This is a genomic window from Undibacterium paludis, assembly GCF_022568815.1.
GTDB lineage: Bacteria > Pseudomonadota > Gammaproteobacteria > Burkholderiales > Burkholderiaceae_D > Undibacterium.
Map to the genome: position 1 here is coordinate 18,669 of NZ_JAKZHX010000007.1, position 23,478 is coordinate 42,146.

17 protein-coding genes are annotated in these 23,478 nt (G+C 51.5%); 4 read left to right on the plus strand and 13 right to left on the minus strand.

Going from position 1 to position 23,478, the window contains the following annotated elements:
• Positions 1–65: 65 nt before the first annotated feature.
• The 3 genes from LZ463_RS12860 to LZ463_RS12870 all read right to left on the minus strand — a co-directional run bounded on the left by LZ463_RS12860 (position 66) and on the right by LZ463_RS12870 (position 4,871).
• Positions 66–2,864: a TonB-dependent receptor gene (locus tag LZ463_RS12860; protein WP_241456148.1), complete on the minus strand. Its 2,799-nt coding sequence runs from the start codon at positions 2,862–2,864 to the stop codon at positions 66–68.
• Between the two features lie 661 nt (positions 2,865–3,525).
• On the minus strand, positions 3,526–4,392 hold the full coding sequence (locus LZ463_RS12865; RefSeq protein WP_241456149.1) for a PhzF family phenazine biosynthesis protein: 867 nt from the start codon (positions 4,390–4,392) through the stop codon (positions 3,526–3,528).
• Between the two features lie 86 nt (positions 4,393–4,478).
• Positions 4,479–4,871 carry a hypothetical protein gene (locus LZ463_RS12870; RefSeq protein WP_241456150.1) on the minus strand — a complete coding sequence of 131 codons (393 nt, stop codon included), beginning with the start codon at positions 4,869–4,871 and terminating at the stop codon, positions 4,479–4,481.
• Positions 4,872–5,097: 226 nt separating this feature from the next.
• Between LZ463_RS12870 and LZ463_RS12875 the strand changes: the two genes are divergently transcribed.
• Entirely contained in the window at positions 5,098–7,203 is a 2,106-nt protein-coding gene (locus LZ463_RS12875; protein ID WP_241456151.1) for a TonB-dependent receptor plug domain-containing protein, read from the plus strand.
• Positions 7,204–7,314: 111 nt separating this feature from the next.
• On the plus strand, positions 7,315–9,414 hold the full coding sequence (locus LZ463_RS12880; RefSeq protein WP_241456152.1) for a TonB-dependent receptor plug domain-containing protein: 2,100 nt from the start codon (positions 7,315–7,317) through the stop codon (positions 9,412–9,414).
• Positions 9,415–9,445: 31 nt separating this feature from the next.
• Here LZ463_RS12880 and LZ463_RS12885 read toward each other — a convergent pair whose 3' ends face one another.
• Positions 9,446–10,066, minus strand: coding sequence for a LysE family translocator (locus LZ463_RS12885; protein WP_241456153.1), 621 nt, complete (start codon positions 10,064–10,066; stop codon positions 9,446–9,448).
• Between the two features lie 146 nt (positions 10,067–10,212).
• Here LZ463_RS12885 and LZ463_RS12890 point away from each other — a divergent pair, with 146 nt between their 5' ends.
• Both LZ463_RS12890 and LZ463_RS12895 read left to right on the plus strand, forming a co-directional pair.
• Positions 10,213–11,070: an AraC family transcriptional regulator gene (locus LZ463_RS12890; RefSeq protein WP_241456154.1), complete on the plus strand. Its 858-nt coding sequence runs from the start codon at positions 10,213–10,215 to the stop codon at positions 11,068–11,070.
• Positions 11,071–11,158: 88 nt separating this feature from the next.
• Entirely contained in the window at positions 11,159–12,013 is an 855-nt protein-coding gene (locus LZ463_RS12895; protein WP_241456155.1) for a metal-dependent hydrolase, read from the plus strand.
• Between the two features lie 237 nt (positions 12,014–12,250).
• Here LZ463_RS12895 and LZ463_RS12900 read toward each other — a convergent pair whose 3' ends face one another.
• The 9 genes from LZ463_RS12900 to LZ463_RS12940 all read right to left on the minus strand — a co-directional run bounded on the left by LZ463_RS12900 (position 12,251) and on the right by LZ463_RS12940 (position 23,056).
• Positions 12,251–12,931, minus strand: coding sequence for an ABC transporter ATP-binding protein (locus LZ463_RS12900; protein WP_489686112.1), 681 nt, complete (start codon positions 12,929–12,931; stop codon positions 12,251–12,253).
• Complete coding sequence (locus LZ463_RS12905; RefSeq protein WP_241456156.1) at positions 12,924–14,153, minus strand: ABC transporter permease; 1,230 nt, start codon at positions 14,151–14,153, stop codon at positions 12,924–12,926. The genes LZ463_RS12900 and LZ463_RS12905 overlap by 8 nt, the downstream gene beginning before the upstream one ends.
• A 2-nt stretch (positions 14,154–14,155) precedes the next feature.
• On the minus strand, positions 14,156–15,424 hold the full coding sequence (locus LZ463_RS12910) for an efflux RND transporter periplasmic adaptor subunit (RefSeq protein WP_241456157.1): 1,269 nt from the start codon (positions 15,422–15,424) through the stop codon (positions 14,156–14,158).
• 126 nt (positions 15,425–15,550) lie between these two features.
• Positions 15,551–16,876: a TolC family outer membrane protein gene (locus LZ463_RS12915; protein ID WP_241456158.1), complete on the minus strand. Its 1,326-nt coding sequence runs from the start codon at positions 16,874–16,876 to the stop codon at positions 15,551–15,553.
• Positions 16,877–16,899: 23 nt separating this feature from the next.
• Complete coding sequence (locus LZ463_RS12920) at positions 16,900–17,223, minus strand: rhodanese-like domain-containing protein (protein ID WP_241456159.1); 324 nt, start codon at positions 17,221–17,223, stop codon at positions 16,900–16,902.
• A 26-nt stretch (positions 17,224–17,249) separates the two neighbouring features.
• Positions 17,250–17,900 (minus strand): protein-L-isoaspartate O-methyltransferase family protein, encoded by a 651-nt coding sequence (locus tag LZ463_RS12925; protein WP_241456160.1) that lies wholly within the window; start codon positions 17,898–17,900, stop codon positions 17,250–17,252.
• Positions 17,901–17,942: 42 nt separating this feature from the next.
• Positions 17,943–21,128: an efflux RND transporter permease subunit gene (locus LZ463_RS12930; RefSeq protein WP_241456161.1), complete on the minus strand. Its 3,186-nt coding sequence runs from the start codon at positions 21,126–21,128 to the stop codon at positions 17,943–17,945.
• 2 nt (positions 21,129–21,130) lie between these two features.
• Positions 21,131–22,294 (minus strand): efflux RND transporter periplasmic adaptor subunit, encoded by a 1,164-nt coding sequence (locus tag LZ463_RS12935; protein WP_241456162.1) that lies wholly within the window; start codon positions 22,292–22,294, stop codon positions 21,131–21,133.
• A 132-nt stretch (positions 22,295–22,426) separates the two neighbouring features.
• On the minus strand, positions 22,427–23,056 hold the full coding sequence (locus LZ463_RS12940; protein WP_241456163.1) for a TetR/AcrR family transcriptional regulator: 630 nt from the start codon (positions 23,054–23,056) through the stop codon (positions 22,427–22,429).
• Positions 23,057–23,478 lie beyond the last annotated feature (422 nt).

Below are 23,478 nucleotides of genomic sequence, written 5' to 3' on the forward strand. Positions count from 1 at the left end.
TTTGTCTCCACCAAAAAAAACAGCCCCTGTAAGCTGACGCTGACAGGGGCTGTTTGTCTTTTCGCTTAAAACTTATAGTTCAAGCCAAACAGATAAGTTCTGCCATACACAGTTTTATCCGTGATCTTGCTTGGATCAGTATCATATTGCTGGAACGGTGCATTGTTCCAGTTATTTGCTTGCGCCAGCAATGATAAACCTTTCAGGTAACCTGTCTGGAATTCATACGACACCTGGAAATCAACGATGGTTTCACCCTTGATGAAAGTCAGTTGCTGATTATCCTGGAAGTCGCTGATCTGGCCCAGGAAGTCAGAGCGTTTGCGTCCGGCTACCGCTATCTGGAAGCCATTCTTTTCATAGTACAAACGCAGATTGCTGACGCGCTTGGACAGGCCTGGCAATGGAATATTTGCCGCACTGATATTCTGCGTACCAAAACCAAATGCAGGCAAAGTAATCTGACTCGACGTATCAGAGTGATTCACCATGACGCCAAAACCATCCAGTACTGGCGTAATCATGGAGAAAGGAATATTCAAGGCGACTTCAAAGCCATGGATATTGCCGCCATTGCCATTTTGTGGCGTCGTCAGCAAGCCAACGGTAGAACCTTGATATGGACCAGTCAAAGGCAGTGGTGTCGTTGCGCTGACAAACGGTTTAAAGTCAAAAGTGCGTGGCGCACGGTAGATATAAGTATCGAGTTGCTTATAGAAACCGGCAACGCTGAAATAACCCTTCTTACCGAAATATTTTTCATACGACAAATCAAAAGCCTTGGCACTGAAAGGCTTCAACTCTGGATTGCCACCAGTACCAGTGAGGATAGGGAAGGCGCCACCGGTTTTGACACCGAATTCCTGGCTGGCACGCAAATCATCCATGTTTGCACGAGACAACACTTTTGCCAGACCAACACGCAAGAACTGTTCTTTACCCAGATCAAAAGACACATTCAGGCTAGGCAGGAAATCGGAATAAGACTTGCCACCCGACGCAGTCGTAAATGGGCAGGTATCCACCGTAATGCCCGTGCACTTGGCGAGATCAACCTGATTACCGGTGGAGCGCTGGTTAGTATGAATGAACTGACCACCGAAATTACCACGGTAATTCAAGCCCATGAGCTGACCGTCCAGGTCACCCATCGCATAGGCGGTCGTTACTTTTTCACTGACAGACCAGTCTTTTGCGAGCACAGATGCGTCAACCCAGCGCGCCAGATCATAAATCGTACCCAAAGAACCATCAGGATCAAAAGAAACAACTGGCAGACCAACCGTGCCTGCGGTTGCAACCGCACTACCAGGCACAGCTGCAGATGCGTATCCGCCGCCGCCCTTGACAACCAGGCGCCCTTCCTGGCCAGTACGGGCTTTATCACGGTCCGTATAATTGAGGCCAAACTGGGCAGCAACGACAGGGCCAAAATTCACATCACGTTTAGCACTCAGACGTATGCTGTTGACCTTGTCGTTAATATCGGGCAAAGCCACATATCCGGCTTGTGGCGTATTCGGGCCACCGCCCCAGCCATCAACGTCAGTCAGCCTGGCAACATTGCGGTCGGAATAGTTCAGACTGGTCGTGTACTTCACATCAGAAAAATTACCGCCGTTAAAACCGGTATAAGAAATCGAACCCAGTGGCAATGCATCACCCGGCTGACCTGCGGTGGTTTCATAACGTTTGCTATGCTTGACTGCTTTCGAATAAGACAGATCGGCTACTGCGGTCCACTCATCGAGTTTCATTTCACTGTTCCAGCCTATCGAAGTCAGCTTGTCGTCAGCGCTTTCCTTGTGGTTGCGAACTACGCCTTTGTAGTTACTGAAAGTACCGGCTGTAGCGACGCCATTGACGATAGTTGCATTGCTGAGCACCCCGTCTGGATCATAACCGCCAGCGGAGCCGGCAATTGCACCTTCGAGACCGGTTTTCTTCAAGCTGGTAGAACCTGCTGAGTAAAATACATCGACCGATGATTTGAAGTTTTTATTTGGCTTGTATTGCAGCGTCAGAGAAGCGCCATCGCGGTTATTCTTGCTGACTTCCGTATCAGACTTAAATCCGCCTGGTGCCACAACTTTGGCGCCGTTATAATCAACTGTCGGAGCAAAGCCCCCCCAGGAGTCAAATTTTTGCTGACCACCGCCATCTTCCTTGAACTTGGTCAGGCCCAGCGAAACACCAATAGTGCGGTTGGCAAACTGATCGACATAAGAGAATGATGCGCGGTCGCCTGTGCCCTCTTCGGAGCCTGATTGTACGCCGGTGCGCTGTTTGCGATAGCTGGCTGCCAAAACGCGCTTGCCAAAATCGAGTGGCTTGAGTGTATTCAAATCGATAGTTGCTGCCAGGCCCTGACCAACCAGTGCTGCATCTGGCGTCTTATAGATCAAGACAGAACCCATGAGTTCAGCCGGAAACAGATCAAATTCCGGACTGCGGGCATTACCTGTAGAAGCCTGTTCACGACCGTTCAGCAGGGAGCCATTGAAACTTGGAGACAAGCCACGCACGCTGACATCCGCCGCTTTGCCGGACGAACGGCTGCGCTGTGCGGTAACACCTGGCAAACGGGCAATCGATTCTGCCACGCTTGCATCCGGCAGTTTGCCGATATCTTCCGCAGAAATTGCTTCGACGATGGAATTGGAATTTTTCTTGATCGAGATGGCTTCTTCTATGCCTTTGCGGATACCTGTCACGACCACTGTATTGCTTGACGCCTCTTGCGCGCTGGCGATATCGGCCATACTGAAGATCAACACCGCACATCCAGCCGCAACCGGACTCAACTTAAAAGAAAAACGGTGCAGAGCTTCGCCCTGCCGACGCTTTTGCGTAGCTTGTTTCATGTAATGTCCCCTCACACTTTTATTTGACTTGCACTCTTTGAGTCACCGGGCAGAAACCCAACATTCCGGCACGGCAATCAGAACCCAACGTTCCGAAATGAATTTTGTACTAAAACTAGATTAAGTGTCAAACAAAGACTACAAAAAACTACAAGTCTGAATCAAGCAATACATCCATCCTCTATGGGAAGCAGCGAGCCATGCACCAAGATGTGTTGCATACGCCCCACAAGAGAGCAAGAGAACAATGTAGTTAGACTACTTTATGTAATTGAACTACTTACTCTTTTATATACAAATTGCGCTCCCTAACTCTTTTTGCCTGCCTTTTGACAATCGTGAATAAGTCAAAGCGATTAGCACTCAGACAGGGAAATGCCTGGGGCCCGTATTACCAACACCTGATTCGATTGAAGTGACCACATACAGGAACAGAAACTAGAGGGGGGAAAGAGATCAAAGATTGTTGCTACCCCACAGACACGGGCACAGCAGTTCTTTATTGTTGATCAGATCGGTTAACTGACAGCATGCAGCTGGCAGCTCTGGCACAAAAATTACAAAAATATTAAAGGCAAGTATCGCAGCTTGGGTTAATCAGGTACCAGACTGGTCGCAGTACGCACGAACCACCCTGTCTTTAACTTCGATGACTGAAGTACTAGACATACAGCTCCCCCTTGGCTACCAGGCAAACTTGCCCGTGCACGGTAATCGTGTCGTCTGCTGCATTTTGCATGGCATGCAATTCACTGGGGCGATGTACAAAGCTACCCTGTGCAAATACCAGACCTTCTCCAGCTTGGGCGCGCTGATGCCTGATCAGGTATGCCGCTGCCGCTCCTGCCGCACTGCCTGTAGCAATGTCTTCGATCTTGCCTTCATTATCCCAGGTGCGCCCTTCGCGCCGGTTGATATCGAGCACATAGACAAATTTTGCATCAGCGCCGGCCAACAGTGTTTCAAATTTTTCATGACAGATACGTGCCCTGTCCAGGTGCTGCTGCACAGGTACGATCAGATAGGGTAAGCCGGTGGAAACCACTTGCAAGGGTAAATCATTTGCCTGATCATGCGCATGCAGGTTCAATGCTTTCAGAAAAACTTCGCTGACGGGTGGTGGCAACGGCTCACCAAAGCTGGCCTTACCCTGGTTCATGACGGCAAAGTAATTGCCATGCTCTTGTTTGCTACTGGCAAAGACACTGCGCTCATTCAAAACAAATTCAAACTCGGCAGACTCGTCCTGCGAAAAAAAATGCTGATGCAGGTAGGCTGCCGCGCCAATGATGGGATGACCGGCAAAGCCCAACTCTTCTTCCATGGTAAAAATGTGGGCACGCCATTTTGAGTGACCCTCTAGCGCCTGAAGAAAAATACTTTCAAACTGGCGCATCTCGCGCGTCATTGCCAGCATCATGTAGGTTGAGATAGTCTGTTCCAGAACGAAGACGCCCAAACCATTGCCAGCCAGGGTTTGCCTGGCAAATACGTCAACCAGGGCAAACGGAAAAGTTTGTTTTTTCAATCGATTCTCCCTGGCCTGCATCAGCCTGTGGCGAGTGACAAGGTTTCATCAGTATAGGCAAGAAAACCGCAAGATAAAGACAAATCTCATTCCGAGCCATGCTGGCGGCGACGCCAGTAGTGGCCATATAGATAAAGGCAACTCATGGGTAGCAAAAACCAGAATATCGCGTTGGCTATTACGCTTGCTTTTGTAAAATTGAAATCATAATGATTGTCAGTTGCATCCACATACACCGCCATGAAAGGCAGACCTGCGAACCAGCCTTCGCCAGCAACGTTAGAATAAGGTAAAAGCATCCAGAAAGTGCCCAGCCAGGAACTCAAGGCAAGCAGGATACCTGCAGCAAAAGCACCGTAGCTGAGTTTTTTCCAATTCGCTGGACTATCACCGCGCCCCACATGCAACAGGTTGCTGATCAGGCTGTAAACACCGGCAAGCATGAGCACACTGGCCGCCAGTATGATGGTAATGAACATGATGATCCTGAAACAGCAATAAGAAAATTTTAGCAATGCACAAGGCTTAAGCCAATTGTATATGTAATTATAGGAATTCATGCAGCTTCCGTTGTAAAACTGGCTTGTTCGCCTTTTTCCTGGCAGTCTTGCTTGATCACCGTGGCAGGCTGGATTAAGCTGGATGCGATGCATCAGTCACGACTGAAGATTACTGAGCCCGAAAATGGTCATAACAAAAAAACTTATGCAATCTCGATCACCATTTTTCCTGCCTTTATGTGCTGTCCTTGCATTGCTCAGCGGCGCAGCTCATGCAGCCGGTACCATAGAAGAAGAGGAACTGGCTCTGGTATATGGCGACAAGTCCATGATCAGTATCGCCACCGGTAAAGCACTGAGCTTGCGACGTGCTCCCGCGGTGGCCTCTGTCATCACGGCAGAGGATATACATGCCCAGGGCTTCACTGATATTGACCAGGTCATGGAAACCATACCCGGCATGCATGTGAGTCGTTCAGCCATCACCTATTTCCCTGTCTATATGATGCGTGGCATAGGTGGCGGTGGCGTCACCAATCCGCACATACTGGTGCTGCAAAATGGCATACCAATGACAACCTCATACACCGGCGACAAAGGACAGATGCTCTGGCACGGCATTTCAGTGGAGAACATTTCGCGTATTGAAATCATACGCGGACCGGGTTCCGCGTTGTATGGTGCAGATGCGTATTCGGGTGTTATCAATATCATCACCAAAACTGCAGACGAAATACCGGGTACGCTATTGGGCGCAGGCTTTGGTTCATTTCGCACCCGTGATGCCTGGGCTTTGCATGGCGGACAATGGGGACCATTCAAGGTGGCAGCTTATCTGCGTGCCGGCGCTACGGACGGCCAGAAAGAATTGCTGACAGCCGATGCACAAACCAGGAATGACAAGCTGTTCGGCAGCAGGGTGAGTCTGGCCCCGGGCAGCGTGCATACGGGCTTTAACCCTGTCGACGGCAATCTTGACCTGAGCATGGATAACTGGCGCTGGCGCTCCAGCCTGTTACGCAGGTCGGACTTACAAACGGGAGCGGGTGTTTCTTCTGCGCTCGATTTTGGCGCGGGCGCTACCACAGAAAGATTGACTTCCGACCTGTCCTGGACAGACCAGGATTTTGCCCCGGGCTGGGAAGTCGGCACGACGTTCAGCTATCTGTACTACGTCGAGACAAGCAGTCTGCAGCTCTTGCCGCCAGGCGCAAGATTACCTACTGGTGTCTTCCCGAACGGCATGATAGGCGGTCCGTCGCGCTGGGAGCGGCAATTTCGTCTGTCAGCCTTTGCCAGCTACACAGCCTGGACTGACCACCAATTACGGCTCGGTCTGGGACACGATGATGTGAATCTGTACCGTACCCAGACCATCAAGAATTTTCTGCTCAGCCCCGCAGGCATCCCCATTCCCACCGGGCCAGTAATCGACTACAGCCAGATACAACCGCACATATTGCCAACGAGGCGGCAAATCGATTACCTGTATGCGCAGGATGAATGGAATCTGGCCAAAGACTGGACCATGACCGCCGGCATACGCCACGACAGATATTCTGATTTTGGCAACACGACCAACCCACGTCTGGCCCTGGTCTGGGATGCCAGTCACAACCTGACCGCCAAACTGCTGTACGGGCGGGCTTTTCGTGCCCCGGCCTTTAATGAGTCCCGCGGCCTCAATCCCGTCGCCAATGGCAACCCCGATTTGAAGCCGGAGCGTATTGCCACCAGTGAGCTGGCCCTGTCCTGGCAAGCGAACAAGGATGTTTTACTGAACCTGAATCTGTTTCACTACACCATGCAGGACATCATTCGCGCCATACCAAACTCGACACCTGGCACAGGCTCGACTTTTTTCAACACCGGCCAGCAAAGCGGCCGCGGCCTTGAAGCAGAATTGCGCTGGGATGTGAATACAAATCTGAAGTTGCTGGCAAATTACTCATATCAGCATTCGACCGATGAAGCTACGCAAACCGATGCAGGTTATGCCCCTCACCATCATTTGTACGCCAGAGCAGACTGGCAGGTCAGTCCGGGCTGGAGCGTCAGCCCGCAATTGAACTGGGTGGCAGATCGTCGTCGCGCCGCCGGTGATCTGCGCCCGGCCATCCCTGACTACACCAGTCTGGACCTGAGTCTGCGCTCATTGCGGGAACGCGGCAAATGGGAATGGTCGGCAACGATACGCAACCTCTTCAATGCTGACATAAGAGAACCAAGTATTGCCCCCGGCCTGGCAATACCGAATGACCTGCCCATGGCGCCAAGATCCATTTATCTGCAAGTCTTGTATAAAATATAAGTATGTAAGACATGCATACATCCGTACAACGCCCTCTGAAAGTCAGTGACAGTACTTTCTGACGGACTTATGATGCAGATACTGAAGCAATGACTGACCGGGGGAGTAAAGATGCGCTTGCCGCCACACACAGCAATGCTGACAGCCATATTACTGGCCTTTTCACTAACAGCAAACGCACGCACACAAGTCAATGATGAAGATGATGACCTGAAGGCCATCTACGGTGACAAACTGACCGTCAGCATTGCCACCGGCAGCCAGAAACCCTTGCGACTTGCACCAGCCGTCACCAGCGTCATCACTGCTGCCGACATACGCGCCATGGGCGCCACCGATCTTGACCAGGTCCTGGAAAGCGTGGCCGGTATGCACGTAGAAAGAATCGGCGTCAATTCATTTGCTGCCTATGTCATGCGCGGCATCATCAACGAACTCAATTCGCAGATATTGGTATTGCAAAATGGCGTACCGATGACGGTACTGTTAACCGGCAACAGGTCACGACTCTGGGCTTCTTACCCCTTGCAGCATATCTCGCGCATAGAGATCATACGCGGCCCCGGCTCGGCCCTGTATGGTGCTGATGCCTATAGCGGCGTCATTAATATCATCACCAAAACTGCAAATGAAATCCAGGGAACAGCGTTTGGGGTCCGCACAGGCACGTTCTCCAGCCGCGACGTCTGGATACAGCATGGCGGCAAAGCAGGCAATGTGGACGTTGCTGCCTATTTACGGGTAGGTAGAACTGCCGGTAATACGGACGTGATCAGCACCGACGCACAAAGCGGCCTCGATCGCCTGTTCGGTACCCACGCCAGCCTGGCTCCCGGCCCCATCAATAATGGCCACGATGATATGGATGCCAATCTTGACCTGAGTTACGAAAAATGGCGGATGCGCACCAGCCTCATCATACGTGACAACATAGGCACAGGCACTGGAGTTTCTTCTGCGCTTGATCCGTCCGGTAAACTGAAAAGTCAGCGGCTGACGTCGGACCTGTCCTGGAGTGACGGCCATGTCAGCCAGGACTGGGGGTTGGGTTTCAATATCAGCTATATGCAATACCTGCAACGCCTGCCTGTTCCTCTGACGCTGTACCCGCCCGGAGTCACTTTTCCAACCGGCAGTTTTCCGAATGGAATGATAGGTTCACCCAATACTTCAGAGCGGCAGATACGCACTTCAGCGTATGCAGTATATTCAGGCTGGCGTGAACACCAGTTGCGCGTGGGAGTGGGCCATGACGATCTGGACATGTACGACACTTTTGAATACAAGAATTTCCTGATTACACCGGCAGGTCTGCCGCAACCGGCAGGCGCAGTTCAGCTCTATACCGGTGCACTCGCCTTTCTTGAACCGCATAAACGCAAAATTGATTATGTGTATATCCAGGATGAGTGGCAACTGGCGCCGGACTGGAATCTGACAGCAGGACTCAGGCATGACCGCTATTCTGATGTTGGCAGCACCTCCAATCCGCGCATGGCGCTGGTCTGGGAGGCGGCGTATAACCTGACCGCCAAACTCATGTACGGCGCTGCCTTCCGTGCACCTTCCTTTGCTGAACTTTACAGCATCAACAACCCCGCCCAGCGCGGCAATCCCACTATCCAGCCTGAGACTATCAAGACACTGGAAGCAGCCCTGATCTGGCAACCACGCAATGACCTGCAGGCGAAAATCAACGTCTTCCAGTTCAGGATGAAGAACCTGATACGCACTGTACCCAATGCAATCAAAGGCACCGGCAGTTCCTATGCAAATACAAATAGCCAGGAAGGACAGGGCGTGGAAACCGAACTGAACTGGCAAGCCAGTCGCCAGTTGCGGCTGAACGGCAACTACAGCTATCAGCGCAATACCGACCAGACCACCAACCAGGATGCCGGCTATGCACCCCAACACCATTTGTTTGCCCGCGCCGATTGGCAATTTGCGCAAGACTGGCTATTGAGCCCGCAATTGAACTGGGTGGCAGGACGCAAACGCACCGTGGGTGACCTGCGTCCACCGGTTGCTGATTACAAGATCCTGGACATCAGCCTGCGCACCACTGCCGGTCGTTGGGAGGTGTCCGGCAGTGTACGCAATCTGCTCAATGCAGATGCCCGTGAACCCAGCCTTGCGCCAGGCAGCATCCCCAATGACATACCGCTACCAGGCCGCAGCTTTTACCTGCAACTGGTCTACAGAATGTGAATGGAAATGTGAAACTGCACGATGCAGCAGATTAACTGCGGCGTGAAGCCAGCAGGCCAAGGCCAGCCGTTGCCAGCAAGGCAGAGCAACTGCGATTAAACAGGCGCTTGCCACGTGGCTCGGCAAACCAGCGGCGCATGTGCACCCCCATATAGGCATAGAGAATGATCGCTATCCATTCCAGCACCAGAAAAGCTGCTCCCAGAATGGCAAATTGCATGGCAGCCGGTTCTTCCGGGTTGACGAACTGCGGCAAGAAAGCCGTAAATATCAGGATAGCCTTGGGATTGCCAATGGCCACCAGAAATTCCTGTCTGCCCAGTGCCAGCAAACCCAGGCTCGGTGCCGTCACTTCGGCCTGCTGGCTGGTGTCGCTACGCCATAATTGCCATGCCAGGAACAACAGATAAACACCACCTCCCAGCTTGATCATGGTGAACAATAGTTCAGAGGTATGCAGTACCGCAGCCAGGCCGACCGAAGCCAGTGCCAGCATCAGTGCAAATGCCAGCAGACGTCCCACGCCCGCAACACAAGAAATGCGCAAACCATAACGCGTGGCATTGCTGAGCGACAGTAAATTGTTTGGCCCTGGCGCCATATTCAGGGCAAAGCAGGCGGGAACGAAGAGTAAAAGACTGGCGATATTCACGATATATCCTTGCACTAGCTGGTTTGGTTACTGACAATTTTTCCACAGATCAGACATCGAGGCAGATTAAATAGTACAGCACCCACCCTGTTTAGGTAAAATGCCAGCCATTAAGTTCAGTCGTCACTACAAAAGTACTTACTATCTTGAGTAATCCTGTCGTCTACCACCTCTTCCCGCCCCATCCCAAACTGTCAGCATTGCTCATGCATGTGCTGGTTGTGGAATTAGATGACCATGAAGTCTTGTTACCTGCCACTCTCTGCCCTTCCATTATGTTGTTCGCAAGCGGTGGCGCAACGCTGATTCAGGATGACCGCAGTGAGCTCGCTGTGGAAAAATTTTTTCTGCGCGGCCCCATGATGACTCCATCACTGGTGCGCTATGCTCCCAGGACCCTCACGGTGTCGGTCTGTTTTCGCCCTGGCATGTTGCAGCAAGCCATGGGCATCAAGGTTGCCGGTATGACTGGCACAGCTTTGAACTTTCATGACCTGGTCGATCAAGACAAGGTGAATCGTTTTCTGCTTGCAATCGACAATCAGACTGACATTCAACAGATAGTCGCCATGTTCCAGGATTTTTTACTGACAATACTTGATCACCGGCCACAAAGCAGTCTTGGTGCAGCCTTCCTGGCAGCACACAAGAAAATCTTCTTCCCTCTGCTGGAATTGACTGAATACTTCGGCATAGGGGAAAGGCAGCTGGAAAGACGGGTGCGTGACAATTTTGGCGTCACCTTGCGTGACGTGAGACGCATCGTCAGATTCGGCTTTTCCTTACCGCATATCATCAAACCTGGCCTGGCTTGGGGTGACCTGACCCAGATCGCCCAGGACACCGGTTACTACGATCAGGCACACATGCACAGGGAATATGTGGAACTGGCCGGCATACCACCAGACCAGCTCAGGCAAAAAATCGCCAGCCAGGACCAGTCTTTCTGGATTTACCGTATGCCGGGTGAGGACTTTGTCAAAGCTTTTATCCTCGTGGATTGACGGGTCGGTACAAATTTGACGGCTTGGTACAAGTAGATATCGGTTTGACCCGCTAGACTGGTTTCCATCAACAATCATGGAAGCCCGTATGAGTCACGCTAAAGGAATGGATAGAACTTCCCGCACATTGCAAGTCAGGCAGTTGAAAATCGATTTTTCACATGGTTTTTCCCGTCGCTGGCTGGGTGGCGATGCTTTCCGCACGCAATTATTCAATGCTCAGTCCTTCAGTTTCCCTATCGGCGAGCAATATTTTATCGACAGTGTCCGTGCAGCACTGCCACTGCTGACAGACGAAGCCCTGAAGGCCGAAGTGAAAGGCTTCATCGGCCAGGAAGCAAGTCACCGCCATCTCCACACGCAATTCAATGCACAATTGAATGCCCAGGGTCTGAGCTATTTGATTGAGCCTTTTGTATCCTGGCGCGTTCGCAGTGCGGCCCGCTTAAGTGTCAAAAGCAACCTGGCCATCACCATGGCATACGAACATTTCACCGCCATTTTTTCTGATGCCTGCCTGAGTGAAACATCCTGGATTGCTGATGCAGAAGAACCTTTGAAAACCCTGTGGACCTGGCACTCGATAGAAGAGACAGAACACAAATCAGTCGCTTTTGATGTCTACCACGCAATTGGTGGTGGCTACGTCGCCAGGATAGCCTGGTTCATCTATGTCAGCCTTTTGTTTGCCTTCGACACTACTGTGCAAACCTTGCATTGCCTGTATCGTGCTGGCGAGTTATTTAAACCAGCAACCTGGTGGCAAGGGCTCCGGTACTGCCTGCGCCCGCGTGGTCTGATCTGGTTTACCCTGCCCCACTACCTGGCCTATTTCAAACCTGGCTTCAAACCCTGGGATCGTGATAATTTACATCTGACTACACATTGGCTGACAGAACAGGCCGGCAACTATAGGGCACTGGGAAGACCAACTGAATCATAAAAGAAAAAAACATCGTTATTTGTTTCATGTTAGTGCACCAAAATCGATTTTGATTTGCTGGCGATACTGACGAATGTCTATTCCTACAGCATGGTTTCCAAGTAGCGTCGATACCCGGTCTGTGAACAATAATCAACCTTCTATAGGATTGATTTTCTGTAGTGCAAGGCTCGTGCTGTCGTTTTGACTTCCATATTGACCGATGCTGGAGTCGGGTCATACCCGTGTTGCTCAAATTTATACGACACGACCATCTACCAATTCAATGATGCGGTCGCAACGCCGAGCCAAGTCCATATTATGCGTCACCATCAGGAAGGTAGTGCCATTCTCGACATTCAACCGGCGCATCAATTCAAAAATCGCGTCTGTCGATTTGGTGTCAAGATTTCCAGTGGGTTCGTCAGCAAGTATCAGCGGCGGATTCAAGGCCAATGCACGGGCAATGGCGACTCTTTGCTGCTGACCACCTGACATGGTTCCAACCATACTGTTCTTCCATTGCTCCAGGTCCACTTGTGCGAGTAGCGCCTCTGCCCGTTGACGCATATTAATATCAGCATGACCTTTTTGCATCATCATTGGAATCATGACGTTTTCTGTGGCGGTAAAGGCACTCAATAAATAATGAGCCTGAAACACAAAACCAATCGCAGCACCGCGCAGATGCGTAAGCGCTGCATCATTCATCGTACTGGTTTCTTTGCCTGTCAAATACAGTAAGCCACTACTTGGTCTGTCCAGAAGACCGATGATATTAAGCAGAGTGCTTTTCCCAGAGCCTGATGGCCCAATCAAGGCGACGAACTCCCCTTTCCCAATATCTATCTGTATATCATGTAAAACCTGTGTTTCTGCAGGAGTCCCCAGCCCATAGGACTTATTGAGCATCTCCAGACGTAACAAGGATTCAGCCACGGATTGCCACCACGGGATCTAATCGGGATGCACGTAAAGCAGGGGTGACAGCAGCCAACAAACCTGTCAGCGTGGCGATCACCGCACTCCAAAAAAATAGAGTAAAGTCCATACTGATAGGGAACATAGGTGTGCCGTCCGGATTTTTGGCGATCACCCTCCATGCGGCCAGCAAACCCGTAGCAAGCGTGGAACCGACCAGAGAGCCAAGCAAACCAACCACTGCACCTTGTATCAGGAAAATCCTTAGTACCTGCCTGCGGGTTCCGCCCATAGCGCGGAGGATGCCAATCTCCTTTTGGCGCTGTACGACCGAAACCACCAGGACGCTGGCGATACCTGCTGCTACCGACAACGCCACAAAGATACGTATGAGCAGACTGGAGTATGTTTGCGCACGCATCCCCAGGAAAAACTGATTATTATTCGCTATCCAGCTCATGGCTGTCAGACCCGTCGCATTCGCGATCAATTGAGCAATCGCTTCCGCCAAGTATGGATCTTGTACTGTCAAGTCTATTCCAGAGACACCACCAGTCATGCCAAGCAGATTTTGTGCAGTCGATAGCAGGACAAATACCGTTCGTTGATTTGCTCCACGACTACCCAGATCAAAGATACCTGCAATATTCAGATTCAGGCTGGCACCTGCTGCACTGGTCACACGCAGTTTGTCACCAAGTTGCACCCCCATATCCTCTGCCAGTTGCATGCCGATGATCATGTCTGTATTAGTCATGCGAAAACTTCCGGCGATCATTTTCTCCGGCAAGGGCACGATCTTGATGTATGCATCCGGCTCAATACCTATCAGCGAAATAGCCTGAGTAGCACTGCCACGTACAACCAGGGCAGGTCCGGAAGCGCTTGGAGACACCGCTATAACGTCACTACGTGCACGCATCTGGTCACGGACTTTTTGCCATTGATCAATGGTATTCATCCGTTGCGACGGTTTTTGTATCGTAGCAGCGATGGTTTCCTGTCCATTGAGCTTCAATACGGGCGTGGCCTGTTGTTTGGGTCTCTCGAGGGTGATATGGGGTTGCGAACTCAGTACACGTTTAAACAAGTTGCCCTGCATGCCAGACAATAACGCTGACATAAAGACGATAACCCCTACACCAATTGCCACTCCCAAAATAATGAAAATGGATTGCATGCGTCCTTCACGCAAAAAACGCATGGCAACTATCCATTCAAATGGGAAGATGCTATTCATCACTAACCGCCACTTTGGGCACTCCTGGCCTGAGCTGCACCACCACGTTGCAAGTCTGCCCGTGCCCGCTTGCCCTCCTGTACTGCCATACCGGTCGCCGGCAACACCATATCCTGCTCGCTCAGGCCAGACAAAATCTCTACAGATTTATCACCGCGCACACCAACACTGATCGCACGACGTTCTGCTTTGCCTTTATTGATAAGCATGACCCAGGGTGAAGTCGCTACATCATGGATAGCTTCAGCGCTGAGAGACAGTGTGTCTTTCCGCCGCGCCACTTCAATCTCCACCGACACAGTCATATCCTGCTTTAAATAAGAAGGGGGATTAGGCACATTCAGTTTCACATCGACTGAACCACGTTGAGCGTTGACAGCTGGATTAATGAACGTCAGCTCTGCAGGAAACTTCTGCCCTGGGTAAGCATCTGCCGTCGCCACTGCAGATTGCCCCAATTGCATATAACGCAAATTTTTTTCATCTATCTGTATCAGCAACTGTGTCAATCCCACAGGTGACAAGACCATCAGGACCTTGCCTGGCTGAACCGTATCCCCTCTTTCAACATCGCGTGAAATCAAGGTTCCGTCTGCAATAGCCCTGATCTGGGTATGCTGCAGTTTTGCTTGCGCAGATTTTTGATTGGCCCTGGCTTGATCCAGTGCTGCAAGCGCCAATTGAAAGTCGCTACCTGTCGGCTGGGAGGACTGTTCCTGCAACTTTACACTATCAACCTGGCTACGCGCTATGTCCAGGTTACGCTTGGCTTCATCCAGTTGAGCCTGTCCGACGAAACCTTGCGCTACCAACTCTCTGGTGCGCTCAAATTGCTTTTGTACATTTGTGACATTGACTTGGGCCTGTTGCAGAGCTTGCTCCGCAAGCGGCTGGGTCAGTTCCTGAATTTGCCTGAGTTTTATTTCAGCCTGGCGCACATTTGCATTGGCCAGTTCAAGTGCCGCTTTTTCATCGGCACCATCGAGTTCGATCAGCAAATCACCGGCCTTGACGGTTTGCCCCTCCTTGACCGGTACCGATGCCACCAAGCCTGTAACCTGCGCTCCTATATCTACCCTGGCAGGTGTCTCTACACGACCGCTGGCGACCACTGTCTGAACCAGCTCACCGCGTTTTGCCTGGAAGACCCTGGATTTACTGCCAAACAAAAGGGGTGTGGCAAAATAAGCAACGAACACGAATGAGACTGCTAAAACAGCCGCTTTGATCAATCTGGATTTGGTCAGGAATCCATGCGTTTCTGCCATCATCAAGCCTTTCTTACCAGAGCCAAACAGACCAAGTTTGATGGCCTTGGATTATTTTGGCTTGATTTAAAGCAAGCAATAACAAAAAAGCCCGCCAACAAGCGAGCTTTTTTGTTGATTTCAACAATCTTAATGTTGCAGCAAGGCATTCACTTCAGCCAGATCATCCTCTTTCAAAGTACCTGCCGCAGATTTCAGGCGCAAGCCGTTCAAAATAGTGTCGTAGCGTGCTTTCGCCAGGGTCTGACGTGTGGTGTACAACTGTTGCTGTGCATTAAGCACGTCGATATTGATACGTACACCTACCTGGTAACCGAGCTTGTTAGAGTCCAGCGCCGACTGACTGGAAATTTCTGCCGCTTCGTACGCTTTCACCTGGGCCAGGCCGGAATTCACACCAACGAAAGCCTGACGCGCACCTTGTGCAGCAGTACGGCGAGCGTTTTCATAATCATTACGCGCCTTGTCTTCAAGCGCTATCGACTCCTTGACGCGACTGTCGACTGAAAAGCCTGAGAAGATCGGGATATTCCATTGCACACCGATCGTAGTCGGTTTAATGACGCCGGCGCCATTCGGATTGGTGGCGCCAGAATTGGATGTACGGCCAGTGCTGGCAACCAGATCGACTGTAGGATAATGGCCGGCGCGATTCTTTTCAATATCACGCTTGGCTATTTCAACAGCAACCTGTGACGCTACCACGCCGAAGTTCTGTTTTTCTGCTGAGGATACCCAGTCATCAACCTGCGCAGGTTGCGGGCTGCTCAGTTTGACACCCGGTTGCAACGAGGCCAGGTCACCTGCTTCTTTGGCGATGATTTGCTGCAAGGCTGCACGCTTGACTTGCAGATCGCTCTGCCCGGCAAATTCCTGTGCTGTCACCAGGTCATAACGTGCCTGGGCTTCGTGCGTGTCAGTGATGGTCGATGTACCCACTTCAAAATTACGCTTGGCAGAAGCCAGTTGTTCGGAAATGGCGCTTTTTTGCGCACGCAGGGTTTCCAGCGTATCCTGCGCTGCCAGCACATCAAAATAGGCTTGCGCAACACGGACGATCAAGTCCTGTCTGGCTTGCTCAAACTGTGCTTCACTGACCAGCAGGGACAATTTGCTTTGTTCATACTGTTGCCAGTTACCCCAGTTGAACAAGGGTTGCGACAATCCCAGAGTCCAGGTATTGGTGACACCTTTCCCGGTACGGGTGCCAGGCAAAACATCGTTTTCCACGTCTGTACTTGATTTGGTGTTACTACCTTTCAGAGCAATACCTGGCAACAGTGCCGCACGGCCCTGCACCGGTTTTTCCCGGCCGGCTATCAACGAGGCACGTGCACTTGCATACTGCGCATCATTTGCCAAAGCATCCTTATAGATTTGCAGCAAATCCGTGGCGTTTGCATTCAGAGAAAGGAAGGCACTGGCAAGCAGTGTGGCAAGAATGGGATTACGCATGTAAGGCTCCGAAAAAAATTAAATTAATAAGTGGGCATACCAGGATCAACTTGCTGTGCCCATGCATGCACACCACCAGTCAAGTTGATCGTCTGGGTAAAGCCCTGACGTTCCAAAAAATTTGCTACCTGCATACTGCGCCCACCGTGATGACAAATGCAGACAATCACGTCGTCGGGTTCCAGCTCCTGAAACCTGGCTGGCACCGTTTGCATGGGCATCAATTGCACACCCTCGATATGACAGGTTTCATACTCCCAAGGTTCCCGCACGTCCAGCAAAACCGGCGGTTTTTTACTACTATCGTTCAACCATTGCGCCAACTCTGCGGCAGTAATATGTTGCATGGCAAGCCGTCCGTTTCTTCTCTGGATTACAGGCTGAAATGCGAAACTGGTTTGGCGCCGGCAGCTGGTGCCACCACCGTTTCAAACAGATTCTTTTTCACGATTTCCGACGAAGATGCGCGTGTCAGCAATTCTGCAGTCAGGGTCGGCAATTGCCCGACAAAGGCCAGCAGGCGACCACCAACATTCAGTTGTTTTTGCAGATGCTCAGGGATAGATTCCAGACCACCGGCAATGACGATCGCATCATAGTTACCGGTATTTTTTTCACTGAAAGCATCAGCAAGAACCACATCAACGTTGTTGACATGATTGCGGTGCAGATTACCGGCAGCCAGCTCATGCAAGACCTTGGACGACTCCAGCACAGTCACGTGACGTGCGCGATAGGCAAGCATTGCCGCCAGGTAACCAGTACCAGCGCCGATCAGCAAGACGTTTTCCTGTTTTTTCAACCCAAGTTCTTGCAGGATGCGTGCTTCCAGCTTTGGTGTCATGGCCTTGCTGCCGTCTGGCAAAGGCAATTCCGTATCAAAAAACGCCAGACTTTTTTGCTCGGCAGGGAAATACTCTTCGCGTTTGACCACAATCAGCATATCCAGCACTTCCTGGTCCAGCACATTCCAGGGGCGAATTTGTTGCTCTATCATGTTGAAGCGTGCTTTTTCGATATTCATTTCTATACTCGATTGCAAAATTAATAGGGAAGCAGCATTTTATCAAAGCGCTTGCTCACGTAGACGTTTACCTTGCCATTTTTGCGTAATCCATAGACCCAGATCATCCAGATAGGTGTAAATCACCGGCACGACCACCAGGGTCAGTAATGATGAAGTGATAATTCCACCAATCACGGCCTGCCCCATGGGAGCACGCTGCTCTGAGCCTTCCGACAGGGCAAAAGCCAGCGGCACCATGCCAAATACCATGGCAAGCGTCGTCATCAATATCGGGCGCAGGCGTACATGGGCGGCTTCCAGCAGGGCTTCCATGCGTTCCATCCCCTCTTTTCTTGCCTGATTGGCAAAATCCACCAGTAAAATCGCATTCTTGGTGACCAGGCCCATCAGCATGATGAAGCCAATAATCGAAAACATATTCAGCGTGGACCGGAAGAACATCAGCGCCAGAAACACCCCTATCAGCGTCATCGGCAGCGCCGACATGATGGCGACAGGCTGCAGGAAGCTGGCAAACTGCGACGCCAGTATCATGTAGATGAAGATCACTGCCAGCGCCAGCGCAGACAAGGCATAGCCAAAAGATTCGGTCATGTTCTTGGTGGCTCCCCCCATCTTGTAACGATAGCCAGGCTGCCATTGCATGCCATCCAGCACTTTTTTGACTTCGGCACTGACTTCACCGGCAGAGCGCCCAACCACATTGGCAGACAATTCCACCTCACGGTTCAGGTCGCGCCGATTGATCTGGTTGGCGCCTGTCGACGGTTTGATATCGGCCACCTGGCGCAAAGGCACCATCTTCGGTGAACCATCCGCGTTAGTCTGCGAACTGGTCAGCATCAGGCGTGACAAATCATCGGCATTGTTCCTGTCGCCTGGTGACAGACGTACCGTCACATCGTAGTTTTCATCATCCGGGGCACGCCAGGTGGTGGCGATCTCACCAGCCAGCAAGGGGCGCAATGCGCCGCCGATTTGCGCTACGCCAACACCGAGATCGGCACCAATATCGCGGCGCGGCTGTACCGAGATGGTGGGTTTTTGCGCCTTCAGGCTGGAATCAAGATCAACCAGGCCAGGTATGTTGCGCAATCTGTCCTGCACCTGCTCGGATAATTTGCCCAACTCCAACAGATCGCTGCCCTGCAGACTGAAGCGCAGGTTCTTGTTGTCACCACCAACACCGTCCAGAGCACCTATATGCGTTACCGTAATGCCGGCAATCTGGCTCAGGCGCTGGCGCAGCGGGACGGATAACTGTGCTGTGGTCCGACTCCTGTCCTTGCGTGGCACCAGGCGAATGAAAGTCGTCACATAATTCTTGCCTTGCGCCGAACCGGTATTCACGGTGCTGTAGGTGTCGAGTACTTCAGGGAATTCCTTGACGACAGCCTCCACCTGGTGGACCTTGGTTTCTGTCAATTCCAGTGACGAGCCAACAGGCGTGTAGTAATTGACGCCAGTTTCAGAATAATCGGCCTGCGGTACAAATTCAGAACCGATCAAACCTGTACCAGGGATAGCCAGACCAAGGAAAAAAGTCAGTGCAGCAATCAGCAAGGTCTTGATACGGTGCTTGAGCGACCAGCGCAGCATCACCTGATAGCCACGCGAAAACCATTGCACGCCACGCTCAAACTGTTCCAGTACACGGCCTATGGTATTGGCATACCAGCCCTTGCGCTCGCCACCTGCGGCATGACCATGCGCATCAGGATCTGGCCAGATGGAAGACAGCATGGGGTCCAGCGTGAAGGACACGAACATCGATATCAACACCGCCGCAGTCACCGTAATGCCAAACTGGTGGAAGAAACGGCCTATGATCCCGCCCATGAAACCGACCGGCAGGAATACCGCCACGATGGAAAAGGTCGTCGCCAGCACCGCCAGGCCAATTTCAGCCGTACCTTCCAGGGCAGCAGTATGGTGGTCCTTGAACTTGCCATTCACCTTCATGCCGGCATGACGGACGATGTTTTCACGCACCACGATGGCATCATCAATCAACAAGCCCACGCACAGTGACAAGGCCATCAGGGTAATCATATTGATGGTGAATCCGAACATGTCCATGAACAGGAAAGTACCTATCAAAGCTACCGGCAAAGTCAGGCCGGTGATGACCGTAGAACGCCATGAATTGAGGAACAGGAACACAATCAGCACTGTCAACGCTGCACCTTCGATCAGGGTGCGGCGCACATTCTCTACACCCACACGTATCTGGCGTGAACCGTCCTTGATGATCTGCACTTTGACACCAGGGTATTGCGCCTGCAATTGCGGCTCCAGAGCTTTCAGGGCATCAGTCAAACCGTTCGCCACTTCTATGGTGTTTTGCCCCTGGGCCTTGAGAATATCAAGCGCCACCGTGCGTTGGCCGTTATACAGGGCCAGACTCTCCTGCTCTTCCTGGCCATCCACCACACTGGCAACTTGCGACAGCAATACTGGCTGACCACCACGACGGGCGACGATGATGCGGCCAAAGTCTTCAGGATTTTTTACACGTCCCTGTATCTGCACCACTTTTTCATTGTCCAGTGCACGTATGGCGCCGGTAGGCAATTCCTGGTTTTCATTGCGCAAGGCATTGATGACCTGGTCTACACCCAGCCCCAGTGCTTCGAGTTCATTTGGCTTGAGGTAAATCTTGATCTCGCGCCTGACGCCGCCAACCAGGGTGACGGAGCCGACCCCACGGACATTCTCCAGACGCTTCTTGACCAGTTGATCACCTATGGTGGTCAACTCGCGGAAGCCTCGCTTCTTGATTTTGTCATCATTGGTGACTGATACCGAGAAGATGGGTTTATCCGAAGGATCATAACGGGTGACGCGCGGCTCTTTCACTTCCTTGCGGAAACCGGCCTTGATCAAGGCCACTTTTTCGCGCACGTCCTGGGCTGCCTGTGCCGGGTCTATGGTCAGGTCAAACTCCAGGATGACGACAGATGTGCCTTCATAAGAACGTGAAGTCAGGGCGCTGATGCCATTGATGGTATTGACGGTTTCTTCGACCTTGCGGGTAATGTCGGATTCGATGGTTTCTGGCGAGGCGCCAGGATAATCGGTTTGGATGACCACCACAGGGAAGGTAATGTCAGGGAATTGATCAACCCGCAGGCGCTTGTAGGAAAACAGACCGAGCACTACAAAAGCCACCATCATCATGGTTGCCAGTACCGGGTTGCCTATGCTGATACGTGTGAACCACATGATTACACCTTGCCTGTGGTTGTGATCAGCTTCACTGCGAGGCCGGGTCGCAAACGCCCCAGGTTGGCTTTGACTATACGCGCCCGTGGTGCAAGTCCAGACTGCAACTCAACCACGGCCACGCCCTTGCTTTCACCACGCAAGCCCAGCTTGACCGGTTTTTGCTGCAAGACATTGTTTTCTATCGCGTAGACAAAAGCCTGTTCAGCGTCAAACTGTATCGCAGTTTCAGGCACGGTCAGCACATCAGATTTTTTCTCTACGACCAGTTGTGCTTCACCGAACATGCCTGCGCGCAAAACCGAATCAGGATTGGCAAGCTGCACATAAGCCATGATAGAACGCGAGCCCGTCGTAGTTGAAGGATTGATCCTGACGACCTTGCCTTCGACGGTAGCCGTAACACCTTCTATTTTTAACTGCACCAATTGACCTATTTTGATACTGCTGATGTCCTGGGTAGGGATAGGTGCTTCCATTTCCAGTACGCGCAGATCAACAACATCGAGCAGGCGATTGTCCGGTGATATTTTTTCGCCCGGTTGCACCATGCGACTGCTGACCAGACCACTGATGGGGGCACGTATGACTGTGTCCGCCAGGGCTTTCTGGGCGACAGCCAGCGCCGCTTTGGCACTGTCGACATTGGCTACCGCTATGGCATACTGGCTATTGGTGTTGTCGTAGGCATTCTTTGAGATGAAGCTTTTATCGAGCAGGGCCTTGTTATTGTCACGCGCCTGGCGGGCGATTTCCAGTTGCCCTTGTGCTGCTGCCAGCGCCCCCCTGGCCTGCTCCTGCCTGGCAAGATAATCACTGCTATCCATCTTCACCAGCACCTGCCCTGCCTGCACTGCCTCACCTTCACGTACCAGTACTTCGGTAATGTCACCAGCAACCTTGGCCTTGACAGCCGCCTGATTAACAGCGCGCAATGCGCCGGAAACGGCCAATAGCTTGCGTATGTCTGCAGTGCCTGCTTCCACAATATCGCCTGGCAAGAATTCAAGCACCTGTGGCATGGCGGACTGGCTGGCTTGTTGTGAATTGGCAGTATTTGCCGGTACCTGGGCAACACTACCTTGTGATTTCTTTTTCATGATGACCAGGCCGGCAGCCAGCAACAGCACTACAGCAATGATCCAGAAAGTCCTGCGCTTTAACATGGTGTTTTCCAAAAAGTAATGGTTTCAGAGCCTGGGCAAAAACATCAGCAAACTGTCCAGGTTACAAAACCCTGACTTTAAAGCCTGACACAAGGTAAGGGTCAAGCAGCGCATACTCTCCAATAAACAAATCTATTTTTTTAACAAACTACGCAAAGCCATCTCTATATAGTGTTGTATATAAGTATCGAGCTGCTCAGGATCGATCTTGCAAACACCCTGAGAGTGTTTCCAGATCATCATCATGATCATGGGGGCAACCAACAGGCGGGCATCGATTTCCAGATTCACATCCCGTATATCGCCACGAGCCATGCCGCGCTTGAGCATCTTTGCAACCATGCTTTCACCACGGTCGATAACCTCTTCCTGGTAAAACCTGGCGAGTTCAGGGAAATTCCCGGCTTCTGCCATCATCAGCTTGGGCAGGCCAGACAATTTGTTGTTGCCCACACTGCCCCACCAGGTCGTCATGATCAGGCGGAATAACTCTTCACTACTGCCTTCGAACTGATCAATGACACTCTCGGCTTCACCGATCAAGGGAACAATATTTTCCCTGACCACGGCTTTGAATAATTCTTCCTTGCTGGAAAAGTACAAGTACAAAGTCCCTTTTGATACACCAGCCGCACGCGCCACATCATCAAGACGTGTGGCAGCAAAACCGCGCTCAACAAACAAATCGAGGGCAGCAGCGAGCAATTCTTGCGGGCGGGCGTCCTTGCGGCGCTCCCACTTGGGCTTAAAAGGGCATGACATGATAGCAACAACTCAATTAACTTACTTTCGAGTCAGTAATATAGTCCGCGCCCAGATCAGCGTCAAGATAGATACCCTGCGTTTCGGCATGCATTCTTGCAAATCGTGACAAAACTAGCCCGATGTTTGCGACAAAATGACAATATTTGGGTAGGAAACGAGAAAATCACGGTGGCAATGTAAATTGTCCGGGGACAGTGGCATTGTTATTTTATTACCACAAGTGAATAATGGAATATCAGTCCGCCATGAATCCTCCATGACTAATTCTGTCCAAGAAAAAAGAAAAATTTCATTGGTCAACAATCTTGTTACGATGATCGTTATCAATGGGCGGACCTGAACCCAGGCTGCCAATACCAGATATATCACCCCGAATCTTACTTAAACAGACCATGTCGCGCGGGCTGCGCCTGGTCGAA

Excerpts from the sequence above, each read along its gene's own strand:
- LZ463_RS12860 (WP_241456148.1), bottom strand. The coding sequence starts at position 2,864 with ATGAAACAAGCTACGCAAAAGCGTCGGCAGGGCGAAGCTCTGCACCGT.
- LZ463_RS12870 (WP_241456150.1), bottom strand. The coding sequence starts at position 4,871 with ATGTTCATTACCATCATACTGGCGGCCAGTGTGCTCATGCTTGCCGGT.
- LZ463_RS12875 (WP_241456151.1), top strand. The coding sequence starts at position 5,098 with ATGCAATCTCGATCACCATTTTTCCTGCCTTTATGTGCTGTCCTTGCA.
- LZ463_RS12880 (WP_241456152.1), top strand. The coding sequence starts at position 7,315 with ATGCGCTTGCCGCCACACACAGCAATGCTGACAGCCATATTACTGGCC.
- LZ463_RS12895 (WP_241456155.1), top strand. The coding sequence starts at position 11,159 with ATGAGTCACGCTAAAGGAATGGATAGAACTTCCCGCACATTGCAAGTC.
- LZ463_RS12905 (WP_241456156.1), bottom strand. The coding sequence starts at position 14,153 with ATGAATAGCATCTTCCCATTTGAATGGATAGTTGCCATGCGTTTTTTG.
- LZ463_RS12910 (WP_241456157.1), bottom strand. The coding sequence starts at position 15,424 with ATGATGGCAGAAACGCATGGATTCCTGACCAAATCCAGATTGATCAAA.
- LZ463_RS12915 (WP_241456158.1), bottom strand. The coding sequence starts at position 16,876 with ATGCGTAATCCCATTCTTGCCACACTGCTTGCCAGTGCCTTCCTTTCT.
- LZ463_RS12920 (WP_241456159.1), bottom strand. The coding sequence starts at position 17,223 with ATGCAACATATTACTGCCGCAGAGTTGGCGCAATGGTTGAACGATAGT.
- LZ463_RS12925 (WP_241456160.1), bottom strand. The coding sequence starts at position 17,900 with ATGAATATCGAAAAAGCACGCTTCAACATGATAGAGCAACAAATTCGC.
- LZ463_RS12930 (WP_241456161.1), bottom strand. The coding sequence starts at position 21,128 with ATGTGGTTCACACGTATCAGCATAGGCAACCCGGTACTGGCAACCATG.
- LZ463_RS12935 (WP_241456162.1), bottom strand. The coding sequence starts at position 22,294 with ATGTTAAAGCGCAGGACTTTCTGGATCATTGCTGTAGTGCTGTTGCTG.
- LZ463_RS12940 (WP_241456163.1), bottom strand. The coding sequence starts at position 23,056 with ATGTCATGCCCTTTTAAGCCCAAGTGGGAGCGCCGCAAGGACGCCCGC.